This window comes from Rhizobium sp. ARZ01 (genome assembly GCF_014851675.1).
Lineage (GTDB): Bacteria > Pseudomonadota > Alphaproteobacteria > Rhizobiales > Rhizobiaceae > Mycoplana.
The window spans coordinates 109,701-127,867 of record NZ_JACVAE010000002.1 but is presented as its reverse complement, the minus strand read 5'-3'; the positions used below and the strand labels follow the sequence as shown (position 1 = coordinate 127,867).

At 60.1% G+C, this 18,167-nt stretch carries 19 protein-coding genes; 13 read left to right on the top strand and 6 right to left on the bottom strand.

All coding sequences use genetic code 11. The annotated features are described in order from the left end of the window. The first annotated feature begins 13 nt into the window (after nucleotides 1-13). The 11 genes from IB238_RS14765 (at nucleotide 14) to IB238_RS14715 (ending at nucleotide 11,223) form a co-directional block, all read left to right on the top strand. Nucleotides 14-2,308: a chemotaxis protein CheA gene (locus tag IB238_RS14765; RefSeq protein WP_192248201.1), complete on the top strand. Its 2,295-nt coding sequence runs from the start codon at nucleotides 14-16 to the stop codon at nucleotides 2,306-2,308. A gap of 4 nt (nucleotides 2,309-2,312) precedes the next feature. Next, nucleotides 2,313-2,777, top strand: coding sequence for a chemotaxis protein CheW (locus IB238_RS14760; RefSeq protein WP_192248198.1), 465 nt, complete (start codon nucleotides 2,313-2,315; stop codon nucleotides 2,775-2,777). Then, entirely contained in the window at nucleotides 2,774-3,676 is a 903-nt protein-coding gene (gene cheR, locus IB238_RS14755; RefSeq protein ID WP_192248195.1) for a protein-glutamate O-methyltransferase CheR, read from the top strand. Before IB238_RS14760 ends, cheR begins: the two co-directional genes overlap by 4 nt. Further along, nucleotides 3,673-4,728, top strand: a complete 1,056-nt coding sequence (gene cheB / locus IB238_RS14750) for a protein-glutamate O-methylesterase CheB (RefSeq protein WP_192248191.1) — start codon at nucleotides 3,673-3,675, stop codon at nucleotides 4,726-4,728. The genes cheR and cheB overlap by 4 nt, the downstream gene beginning before the upstream one ends. Then, entirely contained in the window at nucleotides 4,728-5,117 is a 390-nt protein-coding gene (locus IB238_RS14745) for a response regulator (protein ID WP_112596299.1), read from the top strand. Before cheB ends, IB238_RS14745 begins: the two co-directional genes overlap by 1 nt. Next, nucleotides 5,114-5,671 (top strand): chemoreceptor glutamine deamidase CheD, encoded by a 558-nt coding sequence (cheD, locus tag IB238_RS14740; RefSeq protein ID WP_192248188.1) that lies wholly within the window; start codon nucleotides 5,114-5,116, stop codon nucleotides 5,669-5,671. The genes IB238_RS14745 and cheD overlap by 4 nt, the downstream gene beginning before the upstream one ends. 88 nt (nucleotides 5,672-5,759) lie before the next feature. Then, nucleotides 5,760-6,155: a hypothetical protein gene (locus IB238_RS14735; RefSeq protein WP_192248185.1), complete on the top strand. Its 396-nt coding sequence runs from the start codon at nucleotides 5,760-5,762 to the stop codon at nucleotides 6,153-6,155. A 332-nt stretch (nucleotides 6,156-6,487) separates the two neighbouring features. Then, on the top strand, nucleotides 6,488-8,173 hold the full coding sequence (gene fliF, locus IB238_RS14730) for a flagellar basal-body MS-ring/collar protein FliF (protein ID WP_192248182.1): 1,686 nt from the start codon (nucleotides 6,488-6,490) through the stop codon (nucleotides 8,171-8,173). 216 nt (nucleotides 8,174-8,389) lie between these two features. Beyond that, on the top strand, nucleotides 8,390-9,211 hold the full coding sequence (locus IB238_RS14725) for an alpha/beta hydrolase (RefSeq protein ID WP_192248179.1): 822 nt from the start codon (nucleotides 8,390-8,392) through the stop codon (nucleotides 9,209-9,211). Between the two features lie 517 nt (nucleotides 9,212-9,728). Then, complete coding sequence (locus tag IB238_RS14720; RefSeq protein ID WP_192248176.1) at nucleotides 9,729-10,469, top strand: helix-turn-helix transcriptional regulator; 741 nt, start codon at nucleotides 9,729-9,731, stop codon at nucleotides 10,467-10,469. Nucleotides 10,470-10,479: 10 nt separating this feature from the next. Next, nucleotides 10,480-11,223 (top strand): LuxR C-terminal-related transcriptional regulator, encoded by a 744-nt coding sequence (locus tag IB238_RS14715; protein ID WP_192248173.1) that lies wholly within the window; start codon nucleotides 10,480-10,482, stop codon nucleotides 11,221-11,223. 24 nt (nucleotides 11,224-11,247) lie between these two features. Here IB238_RS14715 and IB238_RS14710 read toward each other — a convergent pair whose 3' ends face one another. The 6 genes from IB238_RS14710 to motA form a co-directional block, all read right to left on the bottom strand. Continuing rightward, nucleotides 11,248-11,703, bottom strand: coding sequence for a hypothetical protein (locus tag IB238_RS14710; RefSeq protein WP_192248170.1), 456 nt, complete (start codon nucleotides 11,701-11,703; stop codon nucleotides 11,248-11,250). Beyond that, complete coding sequence (flhB, locus tag IB238_RS14705) at nucleotides 11,700-12,791, bottom strand: flagellar biosynthesis protein FlhB (RefSeq protein ID WP_192248167.1); 1,092 nt, start codon at nucleotides 12,789-12,791, stop codon at nucleotides 11,700-11,702. The genes IB238_RS14710 and flhB overlap by 4 nt, the downstream gene beginning before the upstream one ends. Before the next feature lie 145 nt (nucleotides 12,792-12,936). Then, nucleotides 12,937-13,971 carry a flagellar motor switch protein FliG gene (fliG, locus tag IB238_RS14700; protein WP_192248164.1) on the bottom strand — a complete coding sequence of 345 codons (1,035 nt, stop codon included), beginning with the start codon at nucleotides 13,969-13,971 and terminating at the stop codon, nucleotides 12,937-12,939. 27 nt (nucleotides 13,972-13,998) lie between these two features. After that, nucleotides 13,999-14,631 carry a flagellar motor switch protein FliN gene (gene fliN / locus IB238_RS14695; RefSeq protein ID WP_192248161.1) on the bottom strand — a complete coding sequence of 211 codons (633 nt, stop codon included), beginning with the start codon at nucleotides 14,629-14,631 and terminating at the stop codon, nucleotides 13,999-14,001. A gap of 15 nt (nucleotides 14,632-14,646) precedes the next feature. Beyond that, nucleotides 14,647-15,597: a FliM/FliN family flagellar motor switch protein gene (locus IB238_RS14690; protein ID WP_192248158.1), complete on the bottom strand. Its 951-nt coding sequence runs from the start codon at nucleotides 15,595-15,597 to the stop codon at nucleotides 14,647-14,649. Beyond that, complete coding sequence (motA, locus tag IB238_RS14685; RefSeq protein ID WP_192248155.1) at nucleotides 15,598-16,470, bottom strand: flagellar motor stator protein MotA; 873 nt, start codon at nucleotides 16,468-16,470, stop codon at nucleotides 15,598-15,600. A 185-nt stretch (nucleotides 16,471-16,655) separates the two neighbouring features. Between motA and IB238_RS14680 the strand changes: the two genes are divergently transcribed. Then, complete coding sequence (locus IB238_RS14680; protein WP_192248152.1) at nucleotides 16,656-17,435, top strand: DUF1217 domain-containing protein; 780 nt, start codon at nucleotides 16,656-16,658, stop codon at nucleotides 17,433-17,435. 1 nt (nucleotide 17,436) lies between these two features. Continuing rightward, the gene (gene flgF / locus IB238_RS14675; RefSeq protein ID WP_192248149.1) at nucleotides 17,437-18,162 is read left to right on the top strand and encodes a flagellar basal-body rod protein FlgF; all 726 of its coding nucleotides are present in this window, start codon (nucleotides 17,437-17,439) and stop codon (nucleotides 18,160-18,162) included. Nucleotides 18,163-18,167 lie beyond the last annotated feature (5 nt).

Genomic DNA, 18,167 nt, shown 5'->3' with positions numbered 1-18,167 from the left:
GAGGTTCTTCCCGATGGATATGAACGAAATCAAGGAGATTTTCTTCCAGGAGTGCGAGGAGCAACTCGCAGAACTGGAATCAGGTCTCTTGAAGCTGAATGACGGCGATCGCGATCCGGAGACGGTCAATGCCGTGTTCCGCGCGGTGCACTCGATCAAGGGCGGCGCGGGCGCTTTCGGCCTGGACGAACTGGTGTCCTTCGCCCATGTCTTCGAGACCACACTTGATTGCGTACGATCCAACAAGCTCGAGCCAAACCAGGACGTGCTGAAGGTGATGCTGAAGTCGGCCGACGTGCTGGCCGACCTGGTCAGCGCCTCGCGCGACGGGGGCGGCGTCGACGACGCCCGCAGCAAGCAGTTGATCCGGGAACTTGAGGCGCTCGCAAAAGGCGAGGTGCCCGCGACGAGCGACGCCCCCGCTGCAAAGCCTGCGCCGGCTCCGAAGGCGGCAGCACCTGCGCCGGTTGCCGCCTCGCCTGCCAACGACGAAGGCTTCCAGCCGATTCCGTTCTCCTTCGACGACTTCGACGACGAGGAAGTGCCGGTCGCACCCTACATGCCGACCTGTGAGATCCAATTCCGGCCGAAGCGCGACCTCTACTCCAAGGGCAATGAGGCAACGCTGCTCCTGCGCGATCTTTCTCGCCTGGGTGAGATGAGCATCCGTTGCGACATGGAGAGCTTGCCGCTGCTGCAGGACATGAACCCGGAAGAGGCCTATTTCTCCTGGAAGATCTCAGTCAGCACCGAAAAGGGTGAGGACGGGGTTCGCTCGGTCTTCGAATTTGCCGAGTGGGATTGCGATCTTGAGGTCCGTACGATCGAGGAAGAGGTCGCGGCCTCCGCCGAGGATGATGAACTGCCGATGCAGCCCGTCCCGTTCGACCTTTCGATCCTGGACGACGGGGGTGAAGCGGACGGCGATGCGTCCGACGAGGAGCCGGCCGTGTCCACCGTGGCGGACGTTGCTGCCGTTGAAACCGCAAGCAATGTCTTTCAGATTGCAAGTGCCCGCGTCGATGCCGCAAAGGACGAACCACGTGCGGCCGTCGCAGCGCAGCAGAATGCGAGCCAGGCATCTGCAGCGTCGACTGCAGCGGCGCCGACCATCCGCGTCGATCTCGATCGTGTCGACCGCCTGATCAACCTCGTCGGCGAACTCGTCATCAACCAGGCGATGCTGTCCCAGAGCGTCATCGAGAACGACAACAATGGTGTCTCCTCGATCAATATGGGGCTTGAGGAGCTGCAGCAGCTCACGCGCGAGATCCAGGACTCGGTGATGGCGATCCGCGCGCAGCCGGTGAAGCCGGTGTTCCAGCGCATGTCGCGTATCGTGCGGGAAATCGCTGACGTTACCGGCAAGTCGGTTCGTCTCATCACGGAAGGTGAAAACACGGAAGTCGACAAGACCGTCATCGACAAGCTCGCCGAGCCGTTGACGCACATGATCCGCAATGCCGTGGATCACGGTTTGGAAACGCCTGAGAAGCGCGTGGCTGCCGGCAAGAACCCGGAAGGCACGGTTCGCCTCACGGCAAAGCATCGCTCGGGTCGTATCGTCATCGAACTGGCCGACGATGGCGGCGGCATCAACCGCGAGAAGGTGCGCCAGAAGGCCATCGACAACGACCTGATCGCGGCGGATGCGAACCTGTCCGACGAAGAAATCGACAATCTGATCTTCCACGCCGGCTTCTCGACCGCCGACAAGATCTCCGACATTTCCGGCCGCGGCGTCGGGATGGACGTGGTCAAACGTTCGATTCAGGCGCTCGGTGGCCGTATCTCAATCTCGTCCAAGCCGGGTCAGGGCTCCGTTTTCACCATGAGCCTGCCGTTGACGCTGGCCGTCCTCGACGGAATGGTTGTCACCGTTGCCGGCCAGACGCTGGTCGTGCCGCTGACAGCAATCGTCGAGACGTTGCAGCCGGAAGCCTCCGCCATTCATTCGTTCGGCGCCAGCCAGCGGTTGATCTCGATCCGCAATTCCTTCTGCCCGTTGGTGGATGTCGGTCGGATCCTGAATTTCCGCTCGTCGCGGGCAAACCCGGTCGAAGGTGTTGCACTCCTGGTCGAGTCGGAAGGCGGCGGTCAGCGAGCACTCATGGTCGATGCCATCCAGGGGCAGCGCCAGGTCGTCATCAAGAGCCTCGAGGCGAACTATTCACATGTGCCGGGAATAGCCGCGGCTACGATTCTCGGTGACGGGCGCGTGGCGCTCATCCTCGATGTCGATGCCGTTGTCGCCGCTTCGCGCGGCCAGTCCCTGAAACAAGAAATGTCGCTTGCCGCGGCCGGATAGTGGAATGACCTACGCAGCCAAAACACTGTCGCAGGGCCGGGAACTGATCGCCTTTCGGATCGGGGAACAGGAATTCTGTGTGAACATCATGGCAGTGCGGGAAATCCGTGGGTGGACTCCCGCCACCCCGATGCCGCACGCACCGCACCACGTGCTTGGTGTCCTAAACCTCCGTGGCGCCGTGCTGCCGATCGTCGACCTGTCGCTGCGGCTCGGCATGAAGGCGGCCGAGCCCACCGTTCGCCACGTCATCATCGTAGCCCAGGTCGGAGCCAAGATCGTCGGCCTCCTGGTCGATGCCGTCTCCGATATCCTGACGGTTACTGATGAAAACGTGCAGCCCACGCCGGATATCGCCAGCGAGCTGGAGAAGAACTACGCCCGCGGCATTCTAGCGATCGAAGGTCGGATGATCTGCATGATCGAGCTCGAGTCGCTGTTCCCCTCGATCGAAAGTGAAGCCGCATGAAGATGTCGACCGCCTTCGAACCCAGAACATCACCGGACGAGTGCCTGGCCAGTGGCGAGTACCCGCTGACGCGTCGTGATTTGTCCGAGATTGCCGCGATGATCTACGCAGACGCGGGCATCTATCTCAACGAATCGAAGGCGTCGCTCGTCTATTCGCGGCTGTCCAAGCACATCCGTAATCTGGGGCTGAAGGGCTTTCGGGAATACTGTGACCTGGTGTCGTCACCGGCCGGCGCCACTGCACGCCGCGAGATGCTGTCGCACCTGACGACGAACTTTACCCGCTTCTTCCGCGAGAACCATCATTTCGATCATCTTAAGAGCGAAGTCCTGCCCGAGCTGATCGCTCGTGCCAAGGCCGGTGGTCGCGTGCGAATCTGGTCGGCGGCTTGCTCGGACGGGCAAGAGCCTTATTCGATTGCCTTGACGGTGTTGTCGCTACTCCCGAATGCTGCGGATTATGACTTCCGCATTCTGGCCACTGACATCGATCCGAAGATCCTTGCCCAGGCACGCGCCGGCGCCTATGACGCTACCGCGCTGGAAACGGTCAATCCGGCGATGCGCAAACAGTATTTCCGCGAGGTCGAGATCGACGGCCGCCAGAAGTGGCAGGTCGATGACCGGGTCAAGAGACTGATCACCTACAACGAGCTCAACCTGATGGCCCAGTGGCCGTTCAAGGGCCCGTTCGATGTAATCTTCTGCCGTAACGTAGTGATCTATTTTGATGAGCCGACGCAGATGAAGATCTGGTCGCGCTTCTCCGGCATGCTTGCCGAGGGCGGTCACCTCTATATCGGTCACTCCGAGCGGGTATCCGGCGAGGCAAAGGGCCTGTTCGATAACATCGGCATCACCACCTACCGATACACAGGCAAGGGAGGACGCGCATGACCGCACCCGCTCGCGTGCTTGTCGTCGATGACTCACCCACCATGCGTGGCCTGATCACGGCCGTGCTGAGTGCCGATCCGGGCGTCACCGTCGTCGGCCAGGCCGGCGACGCCATGGAGGCGCGCAACGCCATCAAGCAGCTCAATCCGGACGTGGTCACGCTCGACATCGAGATGCCGAACATGAACGGGCTGGAGTTCCTCGAAAAGATCATGCGGCTTCGGCCGATGCCGGTGATCATGGTTTCGACGCTGACGCATCGCGGTGCGGATGCGAGCCTGGCAGCGCTCGAGATCGGTGCTTTCGATTGCGTCGGCAAGCCCCAGCCTGGCGACGCCCGCCCCTTCGGCGACCTTGCCGAAAAGGTGAAGGCCGCTGCCCGCTCGCAACGCCGTGACTTCAAGGTGGAGACGCCGGCAGCGCCGGCCGCCACAAGCGCCAGCGCGGCCGCAGCCTATCGCAATGGCCGCAAGATCGTTGCCATCGGCGCTTCGACTGGCGGCGTTGAGGCATTGATTGCCGTGTTGCAGAAGTTCCCGGTGAACTGCCCGCCGACGGTCATCACCCAGCACATGCCGCCCACTTTCACGAAGAGCTTTGCGGAGCGCCTCAATCGTCTGTGCGCGCCAAGGGTCGAGGAAGCAACCGATGGCGCACGGCTGGAGATCGGCAAGATCTACCTGGCGCCGGGCGGCGACCGTCACCTGCAGGTAGCGAACGCGACGGCACCGTGCTGCCGTCTTCTGGATCGCGATCCCGTCAATGGCCATCGACCTTCCGTCGATGTGCTGTTCGACTCGGTCGCCGAACTTGCCGGCCGCAATGCCGTGGGCGTCATCCTGACCGGGATGGGGCGCGACGGAGCGGCGGGTCTACTGAAGATGCGCCATGCCGGTGCGAGAACCATCGGCCAGAATGAAAAAACTTGCGTCGTATATGGAATGCCGAGAGTGGCATACGAACTGGGCGCAGTCGAACACCAGTTTCCGCTCACGTCCATCGGGGAGGAAATTCTGAAGATCACTGCCGCCCGTAGAGAAGGGAGCGAATAATGTCTATCGCTGAGAAAATCAAAGTACTGATCGTCGATGACCAGGTCACGAGCCGTCTCCTTCTGGGCGACGCGCTCCAGCAGCTGGGCTTCAAGCAGATCACCGCCGCCGGCGATGGCGAGCAGGGTCTGAAGATCATGACCCAGCAACCGCATCACCTTGTGATCTCCGACTTCAACATGCCGAAGATGGACGGGCTGGTGTTCCTGCAGCATGTCCGCGCCAATCCTGCAACAAAGAAAGCGGCCTTCATCATCCTGACAGCCCAGGGCGATCGCGCACTGGTGCAGAAGGCCGCGGCCCTCGGCGCCAACAACGTGCTCGCCAAGCCCTTCACGATCGACAAGATGAAGGCGGCTATCGAAGCCGTGTTCGGGGCATTGAAATGAACACCGATGCCGGGACGCGTCGCGTCCACGTGATACAGGGCGAATACAAGGTGGTGAACGACCCCGACGTCGTGCTGACGACGATCCTGGGATCTTGCGTCGCTGCCTGCCTGCGCGACCCGGTGACCGGAGTTGGCGGCATGAACCATTTTCTCCTTCCGGGTTCGGTGGAGACGATGGCGTCCGGCGGCGACGCGACCCGCTACGGTGTTCATCTCATGGAACTGCTGATCAACGGCCTCTTGAAGCAAGGCGCGCGTCGCGACCGGCTGGAGGCCAAGATCTTCGGCGGCGCCAAGACGATTGCCCGCTTCTCCAATGTCGGCGAGCAGAATGCCCGTTTCGCCCGACAGTTTCTGATGGATGAAGGGATCAAGATCGTCGGCGAGAGTACGGGCGGCGAACACGGGCGCAAGCTCGAATTCTGGCCATCAACGGGAAGGGCTCGCCAACACGCGCTCACCGGCGTGGAAACACAGCGTACCGTTGCGCTGGAACAGCGGCAGCCGATACCCGCACCGAAACCAGCCGAAAGCTCTATCGAATTTTTCTGACGCCGACACCGGCCTCGGAAAGACGCTATGCAAGCAGCCGCAGGAGATGCCCGCATGGAGGACACTCCTCGCGGGAAGTGGAGAAACCATGAAAGCCGAGTATCTGAGTGAAGCGCCCGTCATGGAGGAATCCCTTCCCGCCGTGCTGATGCGCGTCGTGTCCGAACTGTATGACGTTGCCTGCCTCGTCGAGCGGATCGAGCCGTTGCTCGGCGATCTGCATCCCGAAGTCGGGCAGGACGACGCCGCCGACCGGATAAAGGTGCTGCAGGGGATCGACCTTGCCGTACAGAAAGCGCGGGGCCTGGCGGATTTCATTGGCCAGGTGACGGCCGACATGCCCGATGGATGGGCTGTCGACGTGACCACCGCACTCAACCTTGTCAAGCTTACGGACATGCAGAAGGCATTGAGCAATGGCGCTGAGCGTCACGGCCATTCGCAGCCGTTCGCCAAAGCATCCGGTGATTTCGAAGCCTTCTGATTCGCCGCCCATCGTTCAAATTCCTGCGCCGCATGTTTCCAGCGAACGTGCGGCGTTTTGCCGTTCGGGGGATGTGGTCTTTAATTATTTGATTTAAAAGACGGAATTCTGATTTCCTGCAAGCGCGGCAGCACCCGACGCATCTGACATCTGCGAAACGTTCGCGCAAGTTTCACGATCTAGTTTGCCAGACGGGTCTTTATGGATCTGCGTAATTCTTGGGGCTGAGGGTGCCGTTGGCTGTGGCGCCATACCGGGGTTGGGCAATTTAAACTGAGCAGGTTTCGCCTTCATGGCCGATGGCAGCCTGGGAAAGTTCGTGCGGGAACAGAATGAATCTGTTGGATCAGCTTAAGAGTATGGGCAAGAATCTGGCTTCGCTGGGGCAGGCGAAGCTGGCGCTTCTAGCGGGGGCAGGGGTCGTTACCGTCGGCCTGGTGCTTGCCGCCGCGTTCTTCGTCAACAAACCCGCCTATGAGACCTTGTATGTCGGGCTGGAAAGCACGGACATCAACCAGATAAGCGTCGCCTTGGCGGAGGCGAATATCGACTTTAAGACCGGCACCGACGGCGCAAGCCTTCAGGTTCCCGTCGGTGACACCGGAAAGGCTCGGCTCTATCTCGCAGAGCGCGGCCTGCCGAGCAGTTCGAACTCCGGCTACGAACTCTTCGACAATGTCGGCTCGCTGGGCCTGACCTCGTTCATGCAGGAAGTCACCCGCGTTCGTGCTCTCGAAGGCGAAATCGCCCGCACGATCCAGCAGATCAACGGTATCGCCGCCGCCCGCGTTCATATCGTCATGCCGGACCGCGGCAACTTCCGTAAGGCAGAGCAGGCTCCGACGGCTTCGGTCATGATCCGCGCCGGCAGCGCCGCTGGGCGCAAGTCCGCCGCATCCATACGCCATCTTGTCGCCGCATCCGTCCCGGGCCTTGAAGCCGAACACGTGACGATCCTCGATTCCGCCGGCCAGCTCCTCGCCTCGGGAGAGGATGCAGAGGGCAACACGCTCAACCGCTCTCTCAACATCGTTCAGTCGGTGCAGGAAGACGTCGAACGCAACATCGAAAAGGCGCTTGCGCCCTTCCTCGGCATGGACAACTTCCGTGCCAGCGTCATGGCGTCCCTCAACACCGATTCCCAGCAGACGCAGGAAACCGTCTACGATCCGGAATCACGCGTAGAGCGCTCGGTACGTGTCACTCGTGAGAGCCAGAAGTCCAACCAGAGCCAGCTGCAGAAGCCGGCGACGGTCGAACAGAACATTCCGCAAGGCGGTCCTGACGAAGGCATCGGTCCGCAATCGAGCGACCAAGCCGACAAGAAGGAAGAACAGACCAACTACGAAATTAACAGCAAGACGGTCGCCACGGTCCGAAACAGCTTCCAGATCGAGCGTCTTTCGGTCGCCGTAGTCGTCAACCAAGGCCGTATCGCGGCGCTGGTCGGCGAGCCTGCCGAGCAAGCCAAAATCGACGCCTACCTGGCCGAGATGCAGAAGATCGTCTCGTCTGCAGCTGGTCTAAACGCTGACCGCGGCGACGTCGTCACACTGACCGCGATGACCTTCTTGGACAACCAACTCCTCGACGAAGCCGTACCTGGCCCGGGCGTGATGGAGACGCTGGCGCGCAACTTCTCGACGATCATCAATGCGCTCGCCTTCGTCGCTGTTGCCTTCCTGGTCGTCTGGTTCGGCTTCCGGCCGGTCGTGCGCTCCGTATCCGGCGGTGCCGGCGCCACGGCGCTGGAAGCCGATGCGGGTGGTCTCGAACTGCCCGACTTCTCGCCGGCCGTTGGCGTCGGCGCGGGAAGCGGCGCGCTCATGGACGGATTTGGCTCGGACTTCGGCTTCGACAGCACCGACGATCTGCTCAGTGCCGGCGATGATGGCGACGGTGTCTTCAACCGCCGCGTCAAGGAGGGGCCGGAGCGGCGTCTGGCGCGGATGGTCGAGATCAGCGAGGAGCGCGCGGCCAAGATCTTGCGCAAGTGGGCCGAGAACCAGGCCGCCTGACCCGCCAGCCAAACAAACGACAGAGATCCCGCCGCGAGGCGGGATTTTTGTTTCGGCGGGGAGCACCAGTCCTCGCGGCCTGCCGCAACTTTTCGTATCCGGTTCGTGCTGATTTCTGCAGCCTCGGCTCTATATCATTTTGGCGCAGCCTCCCGACAGTCGGCAGGGAGACCGTTTCGCATACCCTCAACCAACCCTGAAGCAGGAGCGACACCGATGGCTACGATCACGACGAGCGATGGAGCGAAGATCTTCTACAAGGATTGGGGAGCGGGCCAGCCGATCCTCTTTTCTCATGGTTGGCCGCTGACGGCGGATGCCTGGGATAACCAGATGCTTTTCTTTGGCCGGCAGGGATTTCGCGTTATCGCTCACGATCGGCGCAGCCATGGCCGCTCCGACCAGACCTGGGACGGCAATAAGATGAACCGCTATGCCGACGACCTTGCCGAACTGATCGAGACGCTTGACTTGTCAAACCTCGTCCTGGTCGGCCACTCTACGGGAGGCGGCGAAGTGGCGCACTACATCGGACGGCACGGTACGAGCCGGGTCGCAAAGGTTGTGCTTGTTGGTGCCGTTCCGCCGCTGATGCTGAAAACTGGCGCCAATCCCGAAGGCGCTCCCATCGAAGTGTTCGATAACATCCGCCAGGGTACCGCCGACGACCGTTCCCAGTTCTTCAAGAATCTGGCGATTCCGTTTTACGGCTTCAATCGCAACGGCGCGAACGTCAACGAAGGCTTGCGTGATTCCTTCTGGTTGCAAGGCATGCTCGGCGGTATCAAAGGGCTCTATGATTGCATCCACGAGTTCTCCGAAGTCGACTACACCGAGGATTTGAAGAAGATCGACAAACCAACGCTCGTGATCCACGGTGAAGACGACCAGATCGTGCCGATCAAGGCCGCAGGTGAGAAAACAGCCAGGATTGTCAAAGGGGCTCAGTTCAAGGTCTATCCCAACGGCTCGCACGGCCTGGCCCAGGTCGAGTCTGACAAGTTCAACACGGACGTTCTGAACTTCATCGCCGACTGACGGCGCTCGGCTGCTTCGAAGCGCGACCGCAACGGTCGCGCTTTTGACATCGTGTGTGACTCAAAAGTGACGATTTCGTCGGTCGTACGATTTGGCTCACCTGGCGTTAGTTGTCGTATCTACTGATTTTTCGCGCGCCCAAGAAAATTTGTTTTGGCTGAAAATGATAATCGTCAGGCTGATTTCACCCAATCAGGAGACGGTTGTTTACGCAGCACGGAATCGCCGAGATTCGCGGCAGATGGGAAAATCTGATTATTAACAAAAGTTTAGGTTCAAGCCTGCGGCGTGCGGCAAAAAGTCCTGCGACGTCCAGGCGAATCGGCGGCACGAACCATCCGAAAAGTAAATCCCGAAGCGGTGGCTGTGGCTTTTGATTCGCGTCTCTGTACACTTTAGTTACTGATTCGTTTGGTGAATCCCGCCCCATGCGGCTTGATCGGGCGGCGCTGGTTTTTCAGCGCCGGCACGAGGGGAGGGCGGGATGATCCGGCCGAATTCGGCAACGGGGGCATTTATGGATACGATCCGAGCGGATGTAACGCTCCGGGAGTCCTATGGATTCTCAGCGATCGCCAATGAGCGAAAGAGTGCGCGGGAACTTCTGGTTCACCAACTCCGACGCTGTGCAGATCGGACTAGCCTTCCGGCGGGCCTGCGGGCGCTCACCCAGTATGTCAGCGCCTCCCATTACCTTCTCGTCCGTCATGATTTGTCCTTCAACACGGACATCGGATTTGTCGTCGCATCGGATTGGCCTTTCGACATGGTGCGCGGCCTTACCGGCTCCGTCGACGCGGGACATTCTCGCATGAGCGAGTTCGATCGAAGCTGCAACCTGATGCAGCCGAACTTTTCGCAGTTTCCCGACGATGTCGCGGTTCCCGACGGCGTCGGCCGGGAGTATTGCGCCATTACGCTCAATGCCGGGCAGGTGCGGATGACGTTGCTACTGCTCTTTCCAGAGCATTTCATCCTCTCTCAGAGCAAGCTTCGCGATATAGGCCTGTTAACCGGCTATTTTGCCAGCGTCTGCTGTCGGCCGTCGAAGCGACAGGAACGCGAGTCAGACCTGACTGATCGCGAGATCGAGTGCCTCTATTGGATCGCCGAGGGTAAGACCAGCGACGAGATTGCGGTGATTCTCGGCATTTCCCGCAATACGATCAACAACTACATCGCCAGCGTAATGCGAAAGACCGCGACCAAAACGCGCTCCGAAGCGATCGCCTGGGCGGTACGAAACAATCTCGTCTGAAGGGGGCGCAATGGAAATTCAGCTCTCCCAAGCCGCTTCTGCCAATCCGGAAATCCGGATTGGCAAGCTTTCCAAGCCGCAACGGACGACTGATACCGTGACCGCGCTTCTGCACATGCAGAAGATGATTGGCGCAAAAAACTTCGCTGTCTTCCGCATCCGCGGTCAGGGACTTCCTTCGGCCAGGCGCTTGGCCTGTGCGCTCAGCAACTGGGCCGACCAGGCGGAACACCAGGCCTGCTCTCTGCTTGAGGAGTATGGTGCGGGGCTGATAACCCATCTTGAAGCCTCCACGTTGCCGGTTGTTTGGGAAGGCGCCGAAACCGATCGGGGCCAAGCGGCAGAGATTCCTCTTTTCACCGAGCGTTTCACGTCACAGCGTTATCCCGTCTCCGGCATCGCCTTTCCGGTCCGTCTGGGGTCTGGCGGCAATGGTTTCGTTGTCTTCACAGGTGATCTCCTGGATCTCGGTGATGATGTCGTGCTTGACATGCACATGCGTGCCACCCAGGTCATGATCGAGCTGCTGGGCGCGGATGAGAAGCGGATGCTACCGGCCGAAGCGCTTAATGATCGCGAGATCGCCTGCCTGCAGATGGCAGGCGACGGCTGCATCAGCGAAACGATCGCCGAGAAGATGGGCCTGTCGGTTCATACCGTGAACGCCTATCTCGGGACGGCGACGGCCAAGCTCGACGCTGTCAATCGCATCCAAGCTATCGCAAAAGCAATCCGCCTCGGCTACATCCGATGAGCCGAGGCGGCGCAATTCCCCGCTTTATGCCGCCGCGTCCATAGCGTCCAGCGAAGGTGGTGCCATCCGCTTGAATTGCGCGTCCTTGAGGCTCGCCGCAAGCAACGCGGTGTTGTCTTCAGGGGCGGCGGCTGGATTATCGAAGGCCACATGGGTGATTTCGATCCCCGCATGCTCGTTGCCGAGATGTAGTCGGGCATAGACGATCACGCCCTGCGGACGCAGTTCGAGGTCGAGCGTCACTTCGGGTTCGCCGCCCCAATCAAGCTTGTAGTCGCCGCCGGCACCGAAGACCACGGTGCCGGGCAGGAAGTACAGTTCAGCGGCCGATGCCACGAGATCGGCCAGGTTTCCGTAACATTCGAAGCGCAGCAGCGATACGAGATCGGCCGCGTCAAGCAACCGCAGTTCCGACGCAACCGGCCCAATGGCTTCGGCTACAATCCTCTCGCGCTGGGCAGAATAGGAGCATTTTCTCATCGGATCTCGTTTACCCGTCTCATCTGGGGCGAAGCTTGGTAGACCCGGTGAATCAGCTCCGCCACGGCTTTGTAAAACACCGGCGGAATGACACTATCGATCGAGACTTGCGCAAACATGGAGCGTGCAAGCGGTGGGTCTTCAAAAACGGGAATACCGTTCTGTTCAGCGAGTTCGCGGATTTTGAGGGCTACCAGATCCTGGCCCTTGGCGACCACGATGGGTGCGTCCTGCTCCTCGCGCACATAGCGCAGCGCCACGGCAAAGTGGGTAGGATTGGCGATTACAAGGGTCGCGCGCGGCACGGCGGCGATCATCCGCTTGCGGGCACGGTCGCGCTGGATCGATCGAAGGCGGCTCTTGACGATTGGGTCGCCCTGCGCCTGCTTGTGCTCTTCCTTGACTTCCTGTTTGGTCATGCGCAGTTCGGAGTACCAATGGTGGCGCGTCCAAGCGAAATCGAGAGCGGCGATCGCGGCAGTGGCAAACAGGATGATGATCAAGATCTTGTGGGCTTCCTTCGCCAGGATCGGGAAGATCGCCGATGGATCGGTGAACATGGCGTTGAGCGTGGCGAAATAGTCGTCCCACAGGACGAAAACGACGACGACTGAGACAACGCCGACCTTTATGAACGATTTGCCGAACTCGACGAGACCCTGCTTGCCGAACATGCGGCCGAATCCCTTTATGGGCGAGAGGCGCGATATTTGCGGACGTACGCGCTCAAGCACCGGGCTTGGCATGTTCTGCAGGATCGAGGCGGAGAGCCCGAACACCATCATCATGATGAGCGCCGGCATGAGCAGTGCACCGGCCTCCCAGACAAGATGGCGAAACAGCGCCACGACGTCTCCGCTCGTCTCCAGGTCCCAGGCTTCGGGCTGCTCGAAGAGGTCGCGCAGCGATTCGGCGATTCGCGAGATTCCGCCTGGCAGGAAGAATACGAGGAACACATAGATCGCAATCGTCGAGGCAAAGACGGGAACTTCGCGTGCAAATGGCGTGTTTCCCTTCTCTGCCGCGTCGCGAATTTTTTTCTCGGAAGGGGCTTCTGTTTTACTATCCTTGTCCTCGCCATCGGCCATGGACATCACTCCCGAAGCTTGCGTGGCCGATCAGGCCTGGCGCGGTCGCCCCGCACCGGCATCGGCCCATGAAAAAGGACCCGGTTCTCCAGGAGAATCGGGTCCTCTAAACGGTCAATCCTGTGGGAAGGAGAGTCAAGCTGGTTCAGGCGGCAGCCTGCGTCTCGTCCTTCTCTTTCAACTGAATCTGGCCGGCTGCGGCCAGGCGGATCGCTTCCTGCGTGATCGAGCGGCGGGCGATCGCCACTTCGCGTGGTTTGCCCAGATCGCCGGAGGCGAGATCGGACTCGATCATGCGGCGCTGGCGAGCACCGATCGAAGACAGGACGGCCTCGCGCAGTTCCATCGACGTGCCGCGCAGGGCGGCCGTGATGATGTCCCCTGCAACGTCGTTGAAGAGCGACACGCGACTTGCCTGCGGCATGATGAGCAGATCCTCGAACAGGAAGATCTTCGGTCGCACCTTCTTGACGGAGGCGGTGCTGATCGTCTCCAGCGAGGCGAGCAGTTCGTCGACCTGATTCTTCTCCAGCTCGTTCATCATTTCGGCGACCTTGTTCGAGCCGGGCGAATTGCGCTCGGCCTCGAAGGCATCCATCATTTCGAGAACGCGGTTCTCGATAATGGCTGCCGCCTTGGGGCTTGCCTCTTTCAGGTTCACAGTCCGGTTGATGATATCGGCGCGGATTTCTTCCGGCACTTCTAGCAGCACTTTGGCGCCGAATGCAGACGGCATCATCGACAGAATGTAAGCGATCGTCTGCGGATGCTCTTTCAACAGGAACCGGCTGATGAAGATCGCATCGGCATCCTGCAGGCGGTCCCAGATGGTCGTCTCATAAGCCTGGAAGGCCGTCCGGCGGCCGAGCAGGCCATCGACCTCGTCGGGCGTCAGGCCTTCCTCGAGGATGCTCTCCATCATCTTGGCGTTGTCCATCAGGCCAGCGCCTTCGGTAAAGAGATCTTCGAATTCGTTGACGAGTTCGAGCAACTCCTGCGGTGGGATCTGGCGCAGGTTCTGTGCCGCCGCGATGATGCCTTGAAGCTCGCCTTGCGTGAAGAACTTGAGAAGTTTGCCCGCAACCGGCTTGCCCATTGCAAGAAGGACCGCAGCTGCCTTGTCCACCGGCTTGAGCGGCGCGCCGACGGCGGTACTGCCGAAATTGTCGAAATCCATCATGGATGCCTCCTGAAACCTCAACCGGTATCAGATCTTGGAAGTGCTCTTGACCTCGATCAGCTTCACCCCGAAGCGGGTGTCGTCGTTTTCGAGGATGGTGATTTCGCCGCGGCCGATGGTGCGGCCGTTGACCATGACCTCTACCGGTTCGCCGATGCGGCGATCGAGTGCGATCGTCGCTCCCTCCGTGAGGTTCATCAATCCAGAGACCGGCATTTGTGACGAGCCAAGGACAATCTGCAGGTCGATCGGGATGTCCATGATCAGGTCGAGGTTGGCCTCCATGGCGCTCCCCGGCCGCGGCGTCGCCGCATTCTCGAATTCCTCACCGCCGAAGTCGCTGCCGGCAAAGCTGGTGTCTTCGAAGGATGCCGTTTCTGCGGCGCCGAAGTCTCCGCCGAACCCGCTGACGGTCGTGTCGGAGCCGAAGTCCCCGCCAAAGGCTGCAAGTGGATCGCTCTCCTCGGCTTGCGGAAAGTCCATGCCGAAGTCGGTCGCGGGTGCGCCGGATGCATCCTGCTGAAGGACGCCGCGCAGGTCGTCGATCGCCTGTTCGAGTTCGGCGTCGTTGGCGTTGATGGTTGACGCAAGGTCGTCTGCGAGGGGTGCTTTTTTCGGTGCCATGTGATCACTATTCCATCTTAATCTTGCCCGAGGCATGCTGCCCGGCTGGTGCTATCCGACGATGTGTTGCAGCAGCTCGTCCTCCGAGCCGTAAGTATCCTTCACGCGAACCGTGTAACGCGCACCGGCCCGCCCGAACTCGCAGATATAGAGCTTGTTGCCGTTGGCGGTGACATCGACGCGAACGTCGCTTGCGTCCTGGAAAGGGATGATATCGCCGGCCTGCAGGCGGCTTACAGTGTCCAATGTTTGGCGCTCCAGGTGGATGCGGGCCTGCAGCGTCACTTTCGAGCGCCGCACTTGTTCGCTGAGCTGCTCGCTCCAGTCTTTGCGGGACTTGACCGCATTGGCTGGCTTGGGCGCGGTGATCGTCGATTTCAACAGAACGTATTGTGGGATGACAATGTAGAAGCTCGATAGCACTGGACCGATGCCGACGGACATTTCCACCATCGCGGCAAAAGTGTCCTCGGAGCCATTCTCCGGGGTCTTGCGGCCTTCAACATTGTAAGCAAGACCAACCACCGGCTCGTAGCCGTTGCCGTCGCTGACGGCGGTTTTGAGTACGCCGGAGATCCGGTCAAAGACCATGGCAGCGACATCAAGCTCGATCCGTGACAGCGGCCGCGGCTCGGGCTCCTCGATCGAGTCGCTCACCGCGCCGAGCATGTTCTCTACGAGCGTGACGATGAAGGGGCTGTCGCAAACGACGGCGTACTGGTCGCTCCAGTTGCGAAGTTCGCAATCGGCAAGCGCCATCGCGCCTCCGAGGCCGGAAATCAGCTGGCCGTAACGACCGACTTCGTAACCAGCATAGGAAACAGCGATCTCGAACCCGAGCTCGCTGGCGAAGACGTCAGGCAGGAACTCGGCGATTACGTCCCCGAGTGCGGCGCAACGCTTCGAGATGGTTTCCCTGTCGCCGAGCTGGCCGGTAAGGCGGGCGAGGACGATGGGGTCGTGTTTCGGTTTTTTGGACGCTGTCATGTCGTTCCCGCTCATTTAGGCCGCCTTCGAGTCGCCGCGCGGATTCATCATTTCCTGCTCGACCGCATCAATGGAAGGTCGCTCATAGGAGGAAATGGTTTTGCGACCGTATTCGAGGGCGACCTGCGGGACCGAGCCATTCATGTAGGCGAGCAGCGTCTGCTTGACGATGATGTAGAGACGGTTCTGCTTTGCGCGGACGGACTTGATGTTGGTCGCGATCGGCGAGACGACGGAATAGGAAAGGAACACGCCGAGAAGGGTCCCGACCAGGGCCGCAGCAATCTTGCCGCCGAGGATTTCCGGCGATTCGTTGATCGCGCCCATCGCCTTGACCACGCCGAGAACGGCGGCAACGATACCGATTGCCGGAAGTGCGTCGGCGACAGTGCTCATTGCCGAGTACGGCTTCATCTTGTCGTTCGTGATGGTCTGGATTTCCTCGTCCATCAGGGCCTCGATCTCATGCGAGCGGGCATTGCCGATGATGATAAGGCGGACGTAGTCGCAGATGAACGTGGTCAGTTCCTTGTTCTGCAGGACTGTTGGGGCCGATTTGAAGATCGAGGATTCTTCCGGGTTGTCGATGTGGCTCTCGATCTCGTTGCGCGATTTCGTGCGCAGGTCCCGCATGAGGCTGTAGAGCACGCCGAGCGTGTCGAGATAGTGCCGTTCCTTTGGCACCGTATGCTTGAATGCCTCAAGGAGCGCTTTGCCCGTGTCTTTGACGACTTTCATGTTGTTGGCGACGATGAAGCCACCGAGACCAGCGCCACCGATGATCAGGAGTTCGAACGGCTGGTTGAGGACCTCAAGGTGCCCACCCATAGCCATGTAACCGCCAAGGACGCAGCCGAAGGTGACGATCAAACCGATGATAATATTCATTGTAAGCCCACAAGCCTCGACAAAATTCCGACCCTACCTGAATAGAGTTCGAGCCTTGTGTGAGGCTGTAACGGTGTCGTTCACCGATCGTGTCGCAGTTACAGGTTCGCGCAAGCAAAGATCGGCAGGTTGGCGCCGCATGGGGGGCACTGTGCCCTTGCGAAACGGAAAGTGCGGAATCCATCGTGACGACCACCTATACGAGTTACAAACTGATCACCGCCGATCTCGCAACCTCGCTCAAACGGGTCTCGGAACAGCCGGACGTGAAGCGTGAAAGCGAGTATTATCTGGCCAAGATTGGCTCGGTGAAATCCATCGACGAGTTCTTCGCCGACAGCCGCCTCTACAATTTTGCGATGAAGGCGCATGGCCTCGAGGACATGGCCTACGCCAAGGCCTTCATGCGCAAGGTCCTGACTGAAGGCATCGACGGCGATGATGCATTTGCCAACAAGCTTTCTGACAGCCGCTATAAGGAACTGGCAGAATCGCTGAACTTCGCCCGGCACGGGCAAGCAGCCACAAGTTTTGAGCGCGCCCAGAAAGGCGTCGTTGAGAAGTACAATCGCCAGACGCTTGAGGTAGATGCCGGCAGCGAGAACACCGGTGTGCGGCTTGCGCTCTATTTCGAGCGAATGGCTTCGTCGGTCACCAGCGGCTACTCGATCATTGCTGACGATGCGATCTCCCAGGTCGTGCGCACTGCCTTGCAGCTTCCTGACGAGTTCGTCGGAACAGACGTTGATCGGCAGGCGGCCTACTACGAGGACGTCCTCGATCTCGCAGACTTCCAGGATCCGGTGAAGGTCGGTAAGTTCCTCGAACGCTTCACGGCGATGTGGGAACTGAGCAACCCTTCCGGCTCCTACGATCCGCTGACCGCATTCCAGCCGACGAGCCTGACCGGGATCTCCACGGATCTCCTTATTTCCATCAACAACCTGAAACTTGGAGGCCGATAGTATGGAGACCGGGCTTTACGTCTCGCTTTCGTCCCAGATCGCGCTTGATCGTCGCCTGACGACGCTCGCCGACAACGTCGCCAATGCCAACACGGTCGGCTTCCGTGCGACCGAAATCAAATTCAACGATGTCGTTGCCAACAACGGGAAGGCTAAGATCGCCTTCGTGGACCAGGGCAACGAGTTTCTCTCGACGCGCAATGGCGGCATGACCGAGACGAAGGGGATGCTCGACTTCGCGATCAAGGGGGAAGCCTGGTTCTCCGTCCAGACTCCCATGGGGCCGACGCTGACACGCGATGGCCGCTTCACGCTGACGGAAAACGGTGATCTCGTGACCCTGAATGGCTACCCCGTCCTCGATGCCGGTGGCGCGCCGATCCAGATTGACGGCAATGCCGGTCAAATCACGTTGAGTGCCGATGGCCAGTTGAACCAGAATGGGCAACCGGTAGCCGCACTCGGCCTGTTCCAGGCGGATCTTTCGGCAGGCTTCGTCCGTGCCGGCAACAGCGGTATCATTCCGACGCTCGCGCCTGAACCGGTCGTCGACCGCATCGATGTCGGCGTGGCGCAGGGATTTGTCGAGGAATCGAACGTCAATCCGATTTCCGAGATGACCCAGCTGATAACCGTGACGCGCGCGTTCGAAAGCATCAACTCACTGCTCCAGCAGAGCGAGTCCTCGATCGACAACGCGATCAAGACGCTTGGCGGCAGCCGGTAATATCC

What these genes read in the sequence shown, in the direction of transcription:
- IB238_RS14745 (WP_112596299.1), top strand. Translation starts at nt 4,728, where the DNA reads ATGTCTATCGCTGAGAAAATCAAAGTACTGATCGTCGATGACCAGGTC.
- flgF (WP_192248149.1), top strand. Translation starts at nt 17,437, where the DNA reads ATGGAGACCGGGCTTTACGTCTCGCTTTCGTCCCAGATCGCGCTTGAT.
- IB238_RS14725 (WP_192248179.1), top strand. Translation starts at nt 8,390, where the DNA reads ATGGCTACGATCACGACGAGCGATGGAGCGAAGATCTTCTACAAGGAT.
- IB238_RS14760 (WP_192248198.1), top strand. Translation starts at nt 2,313, where the DNA reads ATGACCTACGCAGCCAAAACACTGTCGCAGGGCCGGGAACTGATCGCC.
- IB238_RS14715 (WP_192248173.1), top strand. Translation starts at nt 10,480, where the DNA reads ATGGAAATTCAGCTCTCCCAAGCCGCTTCTGCCAATCCGGAAATCCGG.
- cheR (WP_192248195.1), top strand. Translation starts at nt 2,774, where the DNA reads ATGAAGATGTCGACCGCCTTCGAACCCAGAACATCACCGGACGAGTGC.
- IB238_RS14690 (WP_192248158.1), bottom strand. Translation starts at nt 15,597, where the DNA reads ATGAGCGGGAACGACATGACAGCGTCCAAAAAACCGAAACACGACCCC.
- fliG (WP_192248164.1), bottom strand. Translation starts at nt 13,971, where the DNA reads ATGATGGATTTCGACAATTTCGGCAGTACCGCCGTCGGCGCGCCGCTC.
- IB238_RS14720 (WP_192248176.1), top strand. Translation starts at nt 9,729, where the DNA reads ATGGATACGATCCGAGCGGATGTAACGCTCCGGGAGTCCTATGGATTC.
- fliF (WP_192248182.1), top strand. Translation starts at nt 6,488, where the DNA reads ATGAATCTGTTGGATCAGCTTAAGAGTATGGGCAAGAATCTGGCTTCG.
- cheD (WP_192248188.1), top strand. Translation starts at nt 5,114, where the DNA reads ATGAACACCGATGCCGGGACGCGTCGCGTCCACGTGATACAGGGCGAA.
- motA (WP_192248155.1), bottom strand. Translation starts at nt 16,470, where the DNA reads ATGAATATTATCATCGGTTTGATCGTCACCTTCGGCTGCGTCCTTGGC.
- fliN (WP_192248161.1), bottom strand. Translation starts at nt 14,631, where the DNA reads ATGCCTCGGGCAAGATTAAGATGGAATAGTGATCACATGGCACCGAAA.
- IB238_RS14765 (WP_192248201.1), top strand. Translation starts at nt 14, where the DNA reads ATGGATATGAACGAAATCAAGGAGATTTTCTTCCAGGAGTGCGAGGAG.
- IB238_RS14710 (WP_192248170.1), bottom strand. Translation starts at nt 11,703, where the DNA reads ATGAGAAAATGCTCCTATTCTGCCCAGCGCGAGAGGATTGTAGCCGAA.
- flhB (WP_192248167.1), bottom strand. Translation starts at nt 12,791, where the DNA reads ATGGCCGATGGCGAGGACAAGGATAGTAAAACAGAAGCCCCTTCCGAG.
- cheB (WP_192248191.1), top strand. Translation starts at nt 3,673, where the DNA reads ATGACCGCACCCGCTCGCGTGCTTGTCGTCGATGACTCACCCACCATG.
- IB238_RS14735 (WP_192248185.1), top strand. Translation starts at nt 5,760, where the DNA reads ATGAAAGCCGAGTATCTGAGTGAAGCGCCCGTCATGGAGGAATCCCTT.